This is a genomic window from Enterobacter asburiae, assembly GCF_008080435.1.
GTDB lineage: Bacteria > Pseudomonadota > Gammaproteobacteria > Enterobacterales > Enterobacteriaceae > Enterobacter > Enterobacter asburiae_C.
The window spans coordinates 1-13,879 of the sequence record NZ_VRKN01000030.1 but is presented as its reverse complement, the minus strand read 5'-3'; the positions used below and the strand labels follow the sequence as shown (position 1 = coordinate 13,879).

17 protein-coding genes, 2 pseudogenes and 1 other annotated feature are annotated in these 13,879 nt (G+C 52.4%); of the genes and pseudogenes, 11 read left to right on the top strand and 8 right to left on the bottom strand.

Annotated elements, in window-relative coordinates:
• Positions 1-561: 561 nt before the first annotated feature.
• Positions 562-801, top strand: coding sequence for a helix-turn-helix domain-containing protein (locus tag FU672_RS24020; RefSeq protein ID WP_075202125.1), 240 nt, complete (start codon positions 562-564; stop codon positions 799-801).
• Positions 802-879: 78 nt separating this feature from the next.
• Here FU672_RS24020 and FU672_RS24015 read toward each other — a convergent pair whose 3' ends face one another.
• The 6 genes and pseudogenes from FU672_RS24015 to FU672_RS23995 all read right to left on the bottom strand — a co-directional run bounded on the left by FU672_RS24015 (position 880) and on the right by FU672_RS23995 (position 4,264).
• The gene (locus FU672_RS24015; RefSeq protein WP_148245117.1) at positions 880-1,164 is read right to left on the bottom strand and encodes a hypothetical protein; all 285 of its coding nucleotides are present in this window, start codon (positions 1,162-1,164) and stop codon (positions 880-882) included.
• A 217-nt stretch (positions 1,165-1,381) separates the two neighbouring features.
• Positions 1,382-1,507, bottom strand: a pseudogene (locus tag FU672_RS25320) (hypothetical protein); the annotation flags it as partial.
• A gap of 72 nt (positions 1,508-1,579) precedes the next feature.
• The gene (locus FU672_RS24005; RefSeq protein WP_048796687.1) at positions 1,580-2,083 is read right to left on the bottom strand and encodes an antirestriction protein; all 504 of its coding nucleotides are present in this window, start codon (positions 2,081-2,083) and stop codon (positions 1,580-1,582) included.
• Between the two features lie 496 nt (positions 2,084-2,579).
• Positions 2,580-2,699: a type I toxin-antitoxin system Hok/Gef family toxin gene (locus FU672_RS24000; protein ID WP_316043736.1), complete on the bottom strand. Its 120-nt coding sequence runs from the start codon at positions 2,697-2,699 to the stop codon at positions 2,580-2,582.
• Positions 2,647-2,796, bottom strand: a pseudogene (locus FU672_RS25315) (DUF5431 family protein); the annotation flags it as partial. The pseudogene FU672_RS25315 and the gene FU672_RS24000, both read right to left, overlap by 53 nt.
• A 248-nt stretch (positions 2,797-3,044) precedes the next feature.
• Positions 3,045-4,264 (bottom strand): IS3 family transposase gene (locus tag FU672_RS23995; RefSeq protein WP_187360849.1). Its coding sequence is split into 2 segments (ribosomal slippage): positions 3,045-3,970 and positions 3,970-4,264, totalling 1,221 coding nucleotides; the frame shifts between segments, so codons are not numbered across the junction.
• Positions 3,861-3,977 (bottom strand) — a sequence feature (AL1L pseudoknot). It overlaps the preceding gene by 117 nt.
• Before the next feature lie 391 nt (positions 4,265-4,655).
• Here FU672_RS23995 and FU672_RS23990 point away from each other — a divergent pair.
• The 3 genes from FU672_RS23990 to FU672_RS23980 are packed head-to-tail and all read left to right on the top strand — an operon-like array spanning position 4,656 to position 6,043.
• Positions 4,656-5,507: a ParA family protein gene (locus FU672_RS23990; protein ID WP_148245114.1), complete on the top strand. Its 852-nt coding sequence runs from the start codon at positions 4,656-4,658 to the stop codon at positions 5,505-5,507.
• A complete protein-coding gene (locus FU672_RS23985) occupies positions 5,508-5,801 on the top strand; it encodes a hypothetical protein (RefSeq protein WP_148245113.1) in 294 nt (97 codons plus the stop codon).
• Positions 5,802-5,854: 53 nt separating this feature from the next.
• Entirely contained in the window at positions 5,855-6,043 is a 189-nt protein-coding gene (locus tag FU672_RS23980; RefSeq protein WP_148245112.1) for a DUF7706 family protein, read from the top strand.
• 54 nt (positions 6,044-6,097) lie between these two features.
• Here FU672_RS23980 and FU672_RS23975 read toward each other — a convergent pair whose 3' ends face one another.
• Positions 6,098-6,730, bottom strand: coding sequence for a hypothetical protein (locus FU672_RS23975; RefSeq protein ID WP_025760328.1), 633 nt, complete (start codon positions 6,728-6,730; stop codon positions 6,098-6,100).
• A gap of 540 nt (positions 6,731-7,270) precedes the next feature.
• Here FU672_RS23975 and FU672_RS23970 point away from each other — a divergent pair.
• From FU672_RS23970 to FU672_RS23960, 3 genes are all read left to right on the top strand, one after another.
• The gene (locus FU672_RS23970; protein ID WP_262349060.1) at positions 7,271-7,861 is read left to right on the top strand and encodes a hypothetical protein; all 591 of its coding nucleotides are present in this window, start codon (positions 7,271-7,273) and stop codon (positions 7,859-7,861) included.
• An 85-nt stretch (positions 7,862-7,946) separates the two neighbouring features.
• Complete coding sequence (locus FU672_RS23965; protein ID WP_148245111.1) at positions 7,947-8,657, top strand: tyrosine-type recombinase/integrase; 711 nt, start codon at positions 7,947-7,949, stop codon at positions 8,655-8,657.
• 155 nt (positions 8,658-8,812) lie between these two features.
• The gene (locus FU672_RS23960; protein WP_148245110.1) at positions 8,813-9,349 is read left to right on the top strand and encodes a YjaZ family protein; all 537 of its coding nucleotides are present in this window, start codon (positions 8,813-8,815) and stop codon (positions 9,347-9,349) included.
• A gap of 247 nt (positions 9,350-9,596) precedes the next feature.
• Here FU672_RS23960 and FU672_RS23955 read toward each other — a convergent pair whose 3' ends face one another.
• Positions 9,597-10,184 carry a DUF2913 family protein gene (locus FU672_RS23955; protein ID WP_262349059.1) on the bottom strand — a complete coding sequence of 196 codons (588 nt, stop codon included), beginning with the start codon at positions 10,182-10,184 and terminating at the stop codon, positions 9,597-9,599.
• Positions 10,185-10,311: 127 nt separating this feature from the next.
• On the opposite strand from FU672_RS23955, the gene FU672_RS23950 reads away from it, so the two are divergent.
• The 4 genes from FU672_RS23950 to FU672_RS23935 all read left to right on the top strand — a co-directional run.
• Entirely contained in the window at positions 10,312-10,845 is a 534-nt protein-coding gene (locus tag FU672_RS23950) for a recombinase family protein (protein WP_148245108.1), read from the top strand.
• Between the two features lie 37 nt (positions 10,846-10,882).
• A protein-coding gene (locus tag FU672_RS23945; protein WP_148245107.1) for an IS5 family transposase occupies positions 10,883-11,727 on the top strand; the annotation gives its coding sequence in 2 pieces (ribosomal slippage) (positions 10,883-11,228 and positions 11,228-11,727; 846 coding nt in all).
• Between the two features lie 226 nt (positions 11,728-11,953).
• Positions 11,954-12,814 (top strand): UilS family quorum-quenching N-acyl-homoserine lactonase, encoded by an 861-nt coding sequence (uilS, locus tag FU672_RS23940; protein WP_148245106.1) that lies wholly within the window; start codon positions 11,954-11,956, stop codon positions 12,812-12,814.
• A 166-nt stretch (positions 12,815-12,980) separates the two neighbouring features.
• Positions 12,981-13,879, top strand: an 899-nt coding sequence (locus tag FU672_RS23935; RefSeq protein ID WP_148245105.1) for an Rpn family recombination-promoting nuclease/putative transposase, incomplete at its 3' end; no start/stop codon positions are given.

The following is a 13,879-nucleotide window of genomic DNA, read 5'->3' as shown; positions in this document are numbered from 1 at the left end:
TTTTCCGTTTCCGGAAGGCGGGGAGCACGTTGCTGTGACACATGACCGCCCTGTTCCATCGGGGACGGAAACAAGGGGGATGACAAAGCCGCAGCGCAAGCGACTGACCAGCGGGAGGGAGTGCGAACGGGTGCCGGCATCAGGCTTCAGCCGACCCTTGTTTATGGACCGGAACAGGGCAGCGTCAGTCACAGCAAAAGTGAACACCGCTGACAACGGGGCAAAGTGGGCGCCGGAAGAAGCCGGTTTACCGGCTTTCCTTAGCGGCCGTCAGAGACGGCCAGTGAAAGTGGCGCTGCCGGGACGGCAGCTGCTCACGCCGCCCTTCAGGCATCGCTTGCTATCCCAGCGGGACGGAGACAGGCCACGTCCTGGCTCCGCGTAGCCTGGTGGCCACCGCGTGGACGCCCGGCGAAGTGCAGGCGACGACCCGGTTCACCGGGAAGCCGAAGGGGCCCGGGCGGGTTTGAATTTCTTTGATTGTGGCGCTTTTATGCCTCGAAATTCGATTGATTATTGAGGTAGAATAAGTGCAATTTCTGCACTTTTTTCAGGTATAAAATGACCGGATTTGAACTCCGATTATGGCGAAAAAGCCTTGGCTGGAGCCGTGACAGGGCAGCTGAGGAGCTGGGTGTTTGCCTGCGTTCTTACAAAGACTACGAAAATGCGCCGGAAGTTAAGCGGGCCATAGAGTTAGCCACGATCACACTTTCCGTACAGGGTCTGATGCCGCTCATGTCACGCCCTCAGGTCAGCAAATCGAAAGCCCTTGAGATGCTTCAGAGAATGCTGCCCTGAATGGCTGGCACAACTCTGGCAGGCGGGGTTCTGAAGTCTCCGCGCTCGATGCGCGGGGGCTTCAGCAGGGGCCGCAGATCAGCCTTCAGACTCATCTTCATGGTGCATAGATGAAACTGTCAGCACCCCGGAAAAATCGATGTCCAGTCTGTCACACAGGTGCATCAAATCGGTGATCAGATCGCCCATGATGGTGTCTACGGATTCATCGCTGCGGGCAAGCCCGGTCTGGCGGGCGAAGTAGCAGAGTATTTCTGCGGCCATAGCTGATCGGTCAGCGTTATCCGGTTCCCGGAAAGTCGGCCAGTCTCTTTCGATGGCCATCGCGGCCAGCATCCTGATCCCCGTTATCGTATCTGCCATCTTATTCAGCTCCGCGCACGTTATTCAGCCCCGCAACCATTGCCCGTAAACAACCTTCCTGTCGGGTCGTGGTCATTTCGCCATTCATCAGTACCTGAGCAAACCAGGTCTTTTCTTTCAGCAGCACATAGCTGTTGGCTTCCCCCTGGGCACGAATCCGGATCTCACTACCGGGTTCCTGGCCGTCATTGCGTAACGTAGCGGCCATCAGTGACAGCGCGGCTTCCACGCAGGGCAGGATTTTTTCGGAATCCGTCCCGGTCTCCGGGTCATCAAAACAGAGTTCTGATTCACAGTTGATATTGTCTTCGAGCCAGCGGGCCAGAATCGTCAGGCCTTCCATTATTTCGGATGCGTTAATCATGTTCTCGTTCTCCTTATTTGACCCGGGCACCCTGCCCGGGTCCTGGCGGTGTCAGTCAATGGCGCGGAAGATTTTGCTGCGTTCCGGATGCTCAATAATGCTCACGTAGTCTTTCAGGGCATCCTGGCGGTCAACCAGGTTCTGGCAGGTCTGCGCGTACTGCGGTCCCATTTCTGAGGTTTTCCAGCACAGCTGGTTAAGTACGAACAGCGTGGCAATGATCCCGGCAGCGTCTGCGGAGACTTCTTCGTCAAAATAATTGCCCGGAATGCTCAGCTGGTAAGTGCCCTCTGGTGGGGTCATATACCCGGTCGGGCGGGTAGTGATGATGTCTGTATGTGGGCCGACATGGCCGCTAATCCCGCGCGGCACTTCCCAGAATTGCCACATGCCGCCGTCGTAGTTGCTGTGTCTGTCCAGAAATGACTGCACCAGTTGTTCGCCAAACGGCGTCGCAAACAGGCGCGGCACGAACACCTGGCGCTGGCGTGGGTGGGTGATTTCAATACGTGTTACCTGCTCAGTCTGGGGAATAGTCGCTGCGGTCGTGGTCATGATGGTCTCCTTCGGCTTCTTTCTGGTGTCCTCCCTTTTCCGTTTCCGGAAGGCGGGGAGCACGTTGCTGTGACACATGACCGCCCTGTTCCATCGGGGACGGAAACAAGGGGGATGACAAAGCCGCAGCGCAAGCGACTGACCAGAGGGAGGGAGTGCGAACGGGTGCCGGCATCAGGCTTCAGCCGACCCTTGTTTATGGACCGGAACAGGGCAGCGTCAGTCACAGCAAAAGTGAACACCGCTGACAACGGGGGCAAAGTGGGCGCCGGAAGAAGCCGGTTTACCGGTTTTCCTTAGCGGCCGTCCGTGACGGCCAGTGAAAGCGGCGCTGCCGGTACGGCAGCTGCAAGCGCAGGGCCGCAGTTTTGCGGCTGGCAGAAGAGTAAAAGGGACTGCCCGATTGCTCAGACAGTCCCTTCAAAAAGGCGCTTCAGGACTTACCAGACTGCATCATTTTCCCTGAAAAGCGGGGGTTGCCCCCCGCTCCAGGTTGCTACTTACCGGATTCGTAAGCCATGAAAGCCGCCACCTCCCTGTTTCCGTCCCGGTACCGGATTTCGCAGAGCGATTTCCGGGTCAGGAAAGTGAATATCAGCAGTGTGAGACACACTATTAATACGCACCAGATCAGGGCGTTTCGCGGCAGTTTCATAGCATACTTCTCCTTGCCATTTGGCAGGTAAGCGGCTAATCTGATGGTGTCTAGGCATGCAGATTGAGCCTCGGGTTAATTGAAAAATTACTCGGGGCTTTCTTCTTTCTGCCGCACAACATCCAAACCACTGAAACGTCATGAGGCAAAAAGCCTCAAGCGCCACGCTCATTATACCGCCAGTCATCCCATTCTGACCAGGAATAACCGCTAAAATCCATGCAAATTCAGCAGCCTGAATAACCCAGTTTATTCGGCACGTACTGAACCGTACCGGTTTTGTGGGAGAGAGTTAAGTCCGGAAGCTCAGGCTGCCAGATCCTTTTTTCCGATGGAAGCGTAATATGCTTTTTCTGCTTCAGCAGGTGGGATATGGCCGAGCCGCTCAAGCAGCCGACGATTGTTGTACCAGTCCACCCATGCCAGTGTGGCCAGCTCCACTTCCTGTCGGTTTTTCCAGCTCTGCCGGTGTATCACCTCCGCTTTATACTGCCCGTTAATACTTTCGGCCATGGCATTATCATAAGAGTCACCTGTGCTGCCCGTTGAAGCCAGAAGAGCCGCTTCCTGCAGTCGCTGTGTGTACGCCAGCGATACGTACTGCGAGCCTTTATCCGAGTGATGGATAGTGCCGGACGGCCGCCGGGCCCACAGAGCCTGTTCCAGCGCATCCAGTACGAACGTGGTTTCCATCGACGATGACACCCGCCAGCCCACGATAACGCCTGCGAATACGTCGATGATGAACGCCACGTAGGCGAACCCCTGCCAGGTGCTCACGTACGTAAAATCTGCCACCCAAAGCTGATTGGGCCGTTCTGCCACGAACTGACGGTTTACCCTGTCGCTTGCCGCAACGTCTTTCCGGCTAACCGTAGTCCGCACTTTTTTTCCCCGAAGAACTCCGGCCAGACCCATAGCCTTCATCAGTCGCGCGATGGTGCATCTGGCTACGCTGAAGCCCTCACGCTGCAACTGCCTCCAGACTTTACGGATGCCATAGACGCTGTAATTTTCGTCATACACTCGTTGTATTTCCGGTTTCAACTGGTCGTCACGGTGGTCACGCTGACTACGTTTCTCCGGATGCTGGCGGTATTCACGGTGCCGGTAGTACGTCGACGGGGCGATATTCAGCTCATGACATACCGGTCCGACCCCGTGACTACCGCTGAGGGTATCCAGCAGCGGCATTATTTTTTCCACAGACGGTCGTACTCCGCCTTCGCAAAATAAGCCGAGGCCTGGCGCAGAATATCGTTGCTGCGCCGCAGCTCACGAACCTCCTGCTCCAGCTCTTTGAGTCGCTGACGCTCATCGCCTGTAAGCCCGCCATCACCTGCACCATTATTGCGTTCATGTCGACGCAGCCAGGCTCGTAGGGTGTCGTAATGGCACCCGATTTTTGACGAGATGGCACGAAGGGCATCCGGCTCAGAGTCATACTGATCACGGTGTTCCAACAACATTCTGACAGCGCGTTCACGCAGTTCAGGTGGATAGCGTCTGGCGGATTGTGATTTCATTTTGGATCTCCTGTTACTGAGAGTTTAGTCTCCAAGAAACCCGGTGCGGTTCAAAGAGGAAAGTCCACTGATTCGCGATGTCAGTGTGGGTGATGCTCTCTCAGATGAGGGGTTGGCCAGAAAGATCATCACCATCACGTTCAATGCACAAGGTCGCGCCTCACAGCCTGAAGAGAACGTCAGCGATATTTCCCGGTACTGAACACAGCGCGGATGATATACCCCGTGCAGCCCTCAGCCAGCGAGGATCTGTCGCACGAAATGGAATACTTAGGTAATTCAATAAAAATACTTGTGTATTACATTTGTAATGCTATAGTAATCGCACGCAGCGATTCTCAGATGTCGCTAAAACGTAATACACCTGTATTTCATTGAGAGAGGAGTTCTCATGTCTGAAATTCCAGTGCAATCTCAGCTGACACCGCTGGTTAACACAGTGACCCGCATCATTGCCATCATGAATAACAAGGGTGGCGCCGGTAAAACCTCCACGATCACCAACCTCGCCATGAGTCTCGCACATGCCGGGCGTCGGGTATTGCTTATCGACGGAGACCAGCAGGCCAACTCGACAGAGGTGATGGCTAACGGAAAAAAATACTACGCGCAGTATGGCCACACCATCTGCGATTTATATAACAACCCGCGCTTCAGTATTTTTGATGCAATTATCCCGGCCGTCAGTGGTGAAGAGGTGATCGATAACCTTTATATCATTCCATCAGATCCGTCGTTTGAACGTGTTATGGAAAACTGCCTGACCCGGCACCATCGGGAAAAAATACTGTCCCGCCATCTGCAGCCGGTGATGGATAAATTCGATTATATCCTCATCGACTGCTCTCCGGGTCTGAACCTGTCCACCACGAACGCGGCATATACCGCAGACCATGTGCTTATACCCGTCGATGGCGGCAGCTTTGCACTGACCGGGCTGGATGTCGTACTGGACTATCTCGATGAGATCCGTGAAACCCGCTTTACCCGGTTCAGTGTATTCCGCAATGAGTACAATGGTGCCAAGAAGAAGATGAACACCTATCTTCATGACCAGCTGGCCAGCAACGAGCGAACCCGTGATAACTACCTGGAAACCCGTATCCGGGCTGATGAGAACATCTCCCAGGCGCAGGTTGCCTGCGTCCCGCTCTGGTATTACAACAAAGGGTCCCTCGCCCTGAACGATTACCGTGCGCTGATGCGTGAACTTGAAACTCTCTTATCAAACGAGGCTGCATAAATGGCTAAAGGCCCTCTCGCGCGTCCCGCAATGGTCAAACCTGAAACCGCACAGGGAGAGGCGAAAACCCGCCTTTCTAACGTCAAGGTCAACCGTAACAGAACGACCAGCGAAAACCCCAAAACCATCCGCATGACACCGGCGGAAAAAGTGATGTGCAGCGAACTGGTTGATGAAATTCAGGATCTCACCACTAAAACCATTACCGACTCAACCGTGCTGCGTGCAGCGCTGTATCTGGCCCGGGAAGCAGGACCGGAAAAAATGCTGGAGATGATCAAGGAATATTTGTAATACATAAGAACTACATAAGTAATCTTTCTGGCTTACAAAAAGGAGTGCAACTAATGCCCACTGTTACCGTGACCACTGAGTTAACTGACAGCCAGGCAATGGCGCTGGCACAATTTGTTAAGCGCTTAACCTGGTCAGAAATGCGGGCCTGTGCCGTCGACGATGATGAAACATGGGTGATGAAAGATGCCATCCAGGCACTGCAGAAATCACTCGCTGACGCCGGTTTCAGTCCTCGCTGATTACTGTGGTTTACATGTAGTTCTTATGTATTACATAAGAACTACATGACTTGCTTATTTTGTTCTCTTTGCAGCAAACCAGGCATCAAACTGCTTATGCCGGCTTTTGGGGATAGCGTCCCTCATATTGAAATACTGCCAGGGTTCCAGAAGCCGTATTTGATCAACAACGTTAGCCTTGCGGGTGTTGATTTTAAAATCCCCGGAATTAAAGGTGATCCGGTGGCTTTTACAAAGCACCGCAATCATCTTTAGCTGACTGGCGGAGTACCCGACATCAAGATTAGCCACCCATTTCGGATCGCTGAACCTGTCAGGTGCTTTGATTTTTAGCTGTGCCAGAACCGATTTTGCGCGTTCCTGCCTTGAGGTTGCCCTGGCGGCCGCCATAATTTTACGTACTTCGGCTTCTTTTTCTTCTCCGAGCAGCTCTCTGCCGCCGACAAAAACAGGGACGAACTTGTTAATACAGGTAGAACCCACCCAGAGTGAATAATGTGTGAGCACGTTGGTTATCTGAAACTGATAGCGCAGTCCTTCGTTGTCACACAGCTCGCAGGTTTTGTTGATGGAGTGCGAGTCTATAAATCCTCCGGTGACCGACCACTCTTTCATTACTGCCGGCCACGCCTGACCCGAAGAATATCGCAGCATGTTATCTCTGGCTTTATCTAACCAGCTTGCCATAACCCACCTCCGTCTGGATAACGCCCATATACGATCCAGAATACCGCAACTGAGCGCGGAGAGCAGCGTAACTGTGCATTTCATACAAAAATCAAAATGTAATACTCAAGCATTACACATGTAATTCTTTTAAATTACATTTAACCGGTATTTCACTGTCTTCAGCGGATAATTAGACAAAACAGGTAGAGTGTTTCACTGCCATGCATCTGGCAACTTTTCGCTCCGGGCCGCGACCTGCCCGGCTTCACGGCAGAACAGGGCGTTTTTCCCCGACACTCCCTGCACCAGGCCGAAAATAGCCAGGTATCAGAACACGCATATTTCGATTTTTGTTACCTCGCAGAAACAACCCCGGCGAATTATTCCCGTGGCATACGGGCTTCGGAGGTGTCAGAATAAGTATGAACGTCGTGATTACGCTACGCGAATAATTTATAACTGGCAGGGGTATTACCCGACAGAATTTGCACAGCGCACCTGTGTAATACAAATGAAGTACATCACGACTGATACGTGACACCCCACCCCGGGATACCGATGTTGCTGTTCCTGCCGGGCCGTGGTTTTGTTTTTATTCAGCAACCGGAGTGCAGAATGAAGGTTAACATCAGCCTGGAAGACCTGTTCGGCGACAAAATCAGAGAGATGCGGGAACGGGATAAAGCGTTTTTGCCCAAACCAGAGTGGTTCTCCAGGATCGAGACAGACCTGGACACCTTCATGCAGACCTATATGACGAAGTATCCCTTTACGTCCTTTGAGGCGATCCCCCGGGACGAGTCAGGTCTCACGTTTCCGGCTTTTGAGGACCTGCAGTTTTATCTGCCCCAGTCGCTTCATCATCAGCCAGTGAGGATAGTTGAGGTCGACGGACTGGCCTTTCTCAGCGTTCTTGGTGACGGAGCATTCTGCATCGACCCGCGCCGGTGGCACAGGATCAAAACCTACATCGCGAAAGGTACTGTTGAATACCCGCAGGTTTCAATCAGGGACTCTGGCGTATCAGACGGTCGCCATCGCACGTTGTTGCTGATGCAACTGTACAACCGCAGAACAATCCCGGTCGCCATCCCTGAAAGCCATTATGAGACGTTTATGGCTGAGGCGAAAAACATGGGTGCGATTTAACTGGCCTGAGAGGGTGTTTATGTAATTCATTAGAATTACATAGGTAATCTTAATGTAATACACAAAAAAGAAGGGGGAGGGAAGAATGCTGATGATTGCGGGCGACAGCCCTGTCCCTGCGACGAACTATGAGACAGCCATCGCGCTGCGTGGTATGGCGCTGCTGCAGCCATATCTCCCTAAATATCTGCTGGCGCCCGAAGTTGCCGTATTGCTGCATTATCTGCCGGATGAGCGCCAGCGTATGCTGTTTGCCACACTGTGGAATACCGGAGCCCGCATTACTGAAGCCCTGACCATCACACCGGAGGATTTGCAACTTGATGGTCCACGCCCCTGCATCCGGTTACGCACACTGAAACAACGCCAGCGGGGAAGGGGACGACCGTCAGCGGATGAAAAGATAGCCCGCATAGTGCCGCTGCTCGATGCCGCATATGTCGATCAGCTTCGCCGCTATCTGGCCACGTTCAGAACCGGCCGTCGACGCCCCCTGTTTGCAGTCAGCAGGAAAACAGCATGGCTGTGGATGCAACAGGCGATCGACAGGGCCAGGGAAGAGGGGATTGAATTTGCGCTCCCGGCCATCAATCCAAAGACGCTGCGGCACAGTTTTGCCATGCATCTGTTTTTCAACCACGTACCGCCGAAAGTCGTCCAGGCCTATATGGGGCATGAACGCTATGAAAGCACGGAGGTGTATCTGAAGGTTTTTGCGCTGGACGTGGCGCCACAGCTGGGTGTCACATTTTCGCTGGATCACCGTGATTACAGCCATCTTCTTGTCAGAAGATAGAATACTTATGTATTACATAAGAAATTCATAATGATGACTTTTGTAATACTCCATCCCCTGTAAAATAAGGGATTGTGGTAAAATAGCCGGCGAGACGCCTCAGAGAGCGGACGTCAGCAAGACAGAGGTGTTGGCATGCTGCATGAGGGGAAGGTGTGAATATTGACGAGGTGGCAAAATGGAGGCCTTTCACTGATAAAGATGGTGTAACCTGGGATCTTTCTTTTCTTGATGCCCATGAGGTCGTTTACACACACCGCAGTGAAGGTAAAGAAGATAAGGTATACAAATTCATCGTTTCATACTCGTTTCACTGTTTTTGCAAGGATTATCCTGAGCAGAGTGAAGAGGAAAAACGAACGCTGATGTACCATTCGCCAAAAGAATCCCGACCATTCTGCAATGTCCGTTACAGTCTGGCGCAACGCTACCTTAAAGACCTGGTACTTTCCCTCGATCGCCAGCGAATTATTCATGCCGGTTACGGCAGCTACGCAGTTATTGAAGCGTTGAACGAAGAAGGGGAGACCTGCTTCTATCACGTACCCTTCAGGGCGTTCAGGGAGCGGAAGAAGCTGCGGATTCATGTAACCAGCGCCTATGCCGTTGATTCCAAACCCGGAGGCGGAAAGGTGGGATTCTTCGTTATCGCCAGCAAGTTACTGGCAGGAAAGCCCTTACCACACCCCTAAAATAACAAAACCCACCTTAAGGTGGGTTTCGCCAGAAAGTATCTCTGGTATTCAGAAGCGCCTTTACCGGACTTGGCCTGACCAGCTTACGCTGGTAGCGGGATGTCTGGATTAACCAGTCTGCTGCATCCTTAACTGTATTATAGTGACCTCATGTGTTATTGCAACCAATATACCATCACCCTGCATTACGCCTTTGGTAGTTGATGAGTGATTACAAATGTATTACATATGTAATAAGGATAACCTATCCGGCATCCCGACTGGAGACCAACATAAACTGGTGAGGCAGGGTAGTATCCTGTGCTGGATCAGCCTGCCAGCCACACCAGTTAAACAGCTTTACCACGCCCCCCACATTACCGGTCAGGCGCGTCAGCAGCGGATTTATCTGTCGCCCATCGTCGTCAAAGGCAGCGTCGAGGTTAGTTCGTGAGAGATAAATGCCGTTCACGCCGGCATTCAGGGCTAAGGCATACCGCCCGGCCCATTCCCGATCGCTCAACAGACGGTAATTCCAGCTCATGTCCTTCGCGGTTTCCAGGGCATAGGTCAGCCGGAATAGGTCGTTTTGCTCAGACAGTTCGCCGGTGCAGGAGCGCCAGAGGTAATTCAGCTTGCTGGCCAGCTTCGCGCTGACACCCAACTGGCGTCCCTGTTTCAGAAGCCACTCGATATCGGGCGCCACATCACGCGAAAAACGTCGTTGCTTCAGCGCGGTCGCCAGCCAGCGGGTGAGAAAGAGATTTTCCTGTGCCGGTGACAGCACATCTCCGTTCTGTCTGGCCAGCGCAAGCGCCACCAGGGCCCAATGGGAGCGAAGGTGCGATTTCACGACATTTGCCAATATCCGAAACCGTTCGGTTTCGTACACAGGGTCTTAATGCTGTCCGAAAGTAAGTGAAATTACTTTCGGATATGCATTATGATTCGTACATCCTTTTCGGTCGGAGATTTTCATCATGTCACGCGTTTTTGCCTACTGCCGTGTTTCCACACTGGAGCAGAACACGGAAAACCAGCGCAGGGAAATAGAAGCTGCTGGTTTTGCCGTCAAATCCCAGAGACTGATTGAGGAGCACATCAGTGGTTCGGTTGCTGCCAGTGAGCGGCCTGGATTTACCCGTCTGCTCGACAGAATGGAAAATGGTGACGTGCTGATTGTCACCAAACTGGATCGTCTTGGACGAAATGCTATGGACGTCAGGAAAACGGTGGAACAACTGGCAGCGTCCGGTATTCGCGTACACTGTCTCGCGCTGGGCGGCGTGGACCTCACCAGCGCGGCCGGCAGGATGACCATGCAGGTGATTTCGGCCGTCGCTGAGTTTGAGAAAGACCTGCTGATTGAGCGTACACATTCAGGGATTGCAAGAGCCAGGGCTTCGGGAAAACGCTTCGGGCGTCCTTCGTCACTCAATGGGGAACAGCAGCAGGTGGTGCTGGAACGTCTTAACGCTGGAGTAAGTATTAGGCTGTGTCCCTTAATTACCTGAGCTATAGTAACTGTCTGTTTCCACTACATGTTGAACCATGGCTCGCTACGACCTACCCGATGAAGCGTGGACTCTCATCCAGCCCTTATTACCGGCAGAACCCGCAACACCACGCGCCGGACGACCGTGGGCAGAACATCGTATGATCATTAACGGCATGTTCTGGGTGCGGTGTTCAGGCGCACCCAGGCGCGATTTGCCTGAGCGATATGGTCCATGGAAGACCGTTTACAACCGTTTTAACCGGTGGTCAAAGTCAGGAGTGATTAACATTATTTTCAATAAGTTACTTTCTTCTCTTGACGCTCATGGCCTCGTTGACTGGTCAGCGACGGCGCTGGATGGCAGCAATATCCGTGCACTCAGATGTGCCGCCGGAGCACAAAAAAACATACCGATATCACAGGAGATAACAGTCTGGGTCGCTCTCGCGGTGGTTTTGGCACCAAAATCCATCTGGCGACAGACGGAAGCGGTCTGCCGTTAAATATCGTGCTGAGTCCCGGACAAGCCCATGAAAGCCAGTTTGCACAACGTCTGCTGGACGGCATTGGTGTTCAGCGCCAGAACGGTAGCATGAAGCGACGTGGTCATGCCGTACTGGCTGATAAAGCCTACTCAGGACATGCGTTACGTAACGAGCTGAAAAACAAAGGTATAAAAACTGTCATTCCTCGCAAATCAAATGAGAAAATGGCGTTGGATGGTCGTTCACAGTTCGATCGTGATGCCTATCGCAATCGCAATGTTGTTGAACGTTGCTTTGGTCGCCTGAAAGAATATCGTCGCATCGCCACACGTTACGACAAAACGGCGAGGAATTATCTGGCGATGGTAAAACTGGGTTGTATCAGACTGTTTTACAAAAAGTTATGTAATTAAGGGACACAGCCTAGTGCTATTGCCCGTGAGTTTAGCACTACACGGCAGACCATTCTTCGCGTAAGGAAAGCAGCCGGAAACGCGGATGCCGGGAACCTTTCTGGTGAAAAAATATCGTGAAACAGCGTCTGCTATCGAAACCTTAACAATGCATTGCAGGAAGAAAAGATTCCAGAGGATTAATTTTGCTTTTAATGACTAACTTGATAAAAGGACATATATATTGATGGAAATTTCAACACAAAAACTGTCTGACGGCATCGTTCTGACGCTTCGCTCGCCCTCCAACAGTACAAAAAGCCCGGCGATCATTTTGTGCCATGGCTTCTGTGGTATCAGAGAAATTCTGCTACCTGATTTTGCTGAAGCATTTACCCGCGCCGGATTTTCCACCATCACGTTTGATTACCGTGGTTTCGGGGACAGTGACGGCGAACGCGGCCGTTTAGTTCCTGCTATGCAAATTGACGATATTATCTCTGTTGTTAACTGGGCAAGAGAACAGCCCTCCCTTGATGCGCAGCGTATTGGCCTGTGGGGAACATCATTTGGGGGATGCCACGTATTTGGTGCGGCGGTCAGAGACCCGGGAATCAAATGTATTGTCAGCCAGCTGGCTTTTGCAGACGGTGAAGAGATAGTCACCGGGAATATGAATAATGAAGAGAAAGAAGCTTTTCTTTCAACCCTGGACAAGATGGCTGAAAAGCAGAAAAACACCGGTAAAGAAATGTTTGTGGGTGTCAATCGGGTACTGAGCGATGCAGAATCAAAATCATTTTTCGAAGAAAACAGAACGCAGTACCCAAAGATGGACATTAAAATACCGTTTCTTACGGTGCGCGAAACTCTTCTGTACAAACCCGCATTGAATGCCTCACAGGTGATGTGCCCGACCCTGATCGTTATTGCTGGTCAGGATACGGTTAATCCACCGGAGCAGGGACTGGCCTTATTTGACGCGGTGGGGGCCAAAGAAAAAAGGCTATATGAGGAAAGCAGTGCCCGCCATTACGACATTTATGCAGGAGAGCACTTTAAGCAGGTTATCAGCATTCAGACAGAATGGTTTAAAACGCACCTGTAATTTTAGATAACGACTTACGGTGGGTTCAACAGAGCCCGCCGTTATGATAAACGTCAAATGTCGCATTTTGTAGCTTCGCTTCCGCTGGGCCAAACAGAAGGTACCAGGACCTCTGCTCCGGTATAATACTGCCGGATGAGCACACTTAAACCAACGGAGAATCGGAATGTCAGGCAGAAAAGGAAAGGGGGGGAAGTCACCGGTTCCCCATGACGGGCTGTTTAAAACCTTCCTGACCCACACGGATACCGCCCGGGATTTTCTGGCCCTGCATCTGCCCGCGGAGTTACTGCAGCTGTGCGACCTGACCACCCTGCAGCTGGAGTCCGGATCCTTTATTGAGGAAAATCTGCGAACCTATTTTGCCGACGTGCTGTACTCCCTGAAGACCACAGAGGGAGAGGGATACATTTACACGCTCATTGAGCACCAGAGCCGTCCGGACAGGCATATGGCGTTCAGACTCATGCGGTACTCCATTGCCGCCATGCAGAAACACCTGGATGCCGGCCATGAGCAGCTGCCGCTGGTTATTCCGCTGCTGTTTTCACACGGCCGTGGCAGCCCCTGGCCCTGGACGCTGAACTGGACGGAGCTGTTTGCCAGCCCGGAAACAGCACGAAAACTGTATACCGGTGATTTTCCCCTCATTGATGTTGGCGCCATCGATGACGATGAAATCATGAAGCACCGCCGGATGGCCCTGCTGGAACTGATGCTGAAGCACGCACAAACCCGCGACCTGGCCGAGCTGACCGAACATCTGGTCACCCTGCTGATTGCGGGTTACACTACCGATGAGCAGCTGGTCACTTTGATGAACTGGATGCTGCAGACGGGAGACACGGCCAGACCCGAGGCATTCCTGCAGGAACTGGCCCGCCGGTCACCGCAACACGAGGAGATTTTAATGACTATTGCACAACGACTGGAACAAAAGGGCCGTGAAGAAGGGCGTCAGGAAGGTATCCAGCTTGGTGAACAACGCGGCGAACAGCGCGGCATCGAGAAAGGACGCTCTGAAGGCGAGCGCGAAGCGACCCTGAAAATTGCCCGCACGATGCT

Bases quoted from the DNA above. Each gene is read 5' to 3' on its own strand.
- FU672_RS23980 (WP_148245112.1), top strand. From the start codon at position 5,855: ATGCCCACTGTTACCGTGACCACTGAGTTAACTGACAGCCAGGCAATG.
- uilS (WP_148245106.1), top strand. From the start codon at position 11,954: ATGGAAATTTCAACACAAAAACTGTCTGACGGCATCGTTCTGACGCTT.
- FU672_RS23985 (WP_148245113.1), top strand. From the start codon at position 5,508: ATGGCTAAAGGCCCTCTCGCGCGTCCCGCAATGGTCAAACCTGAAACC.
- FU672_RS23950 (WP_148245108.1), top strand. From the start codon at position 10,312: ATGTCACGCGTTTTTGCCTACTGCCGTGTTTCCACACTGGAGCAGAAC.
- FU672_RS24020 (WP_075202125.1), top strand. From the start codon at position 562: ATGACCGGATTTGAACTCCGATTATGGCGAAAAAGCCTTGGCTGGAGC.
- FU672_RS23990 (WP_148245114.1), top strand. From the start codon at position 4,656: ATGTCTGAAATTCCAGTGCAATCTCAGCTGACACCGCTGGTTAACACA.
- FU672_RS23970 (WP_262349060.1), top strand. From the start codon at position 7,271: ATGTTGCTGTTCCTGCCGGGCCGTGGTTTTGTTTTTATTCAGCAACCG.
- FU672_RS24005 (WP_048796687.1), bottom strand. From the start codon at position 2,083: ATGACCACGACCGCAGCGACTATTCCCCAGACTGAGCAGGTAACACGT.
- FU672_RS23975 (WP_025760328.1), bottom strand. From the start codon at position 6,730: ATGGCAAGCTGGTTAGATAAAGCCAGAGATAACATGCTGCGATATTCT.
- FU672_RS23965 (WP_148245111.1), top strand. From the start codon at position 7,947: ATGCTGATGATTGCGGGCGACAGCCCTGTCCCTGCGACGAACTATGAG.
- FU672_RS24015 (WP_148245117.1), bottom strand. From the start codon at position 1,164: ATGGCAGATACGATAACGGGGATCAGGATGCTGGCCGCGATGGCCATC.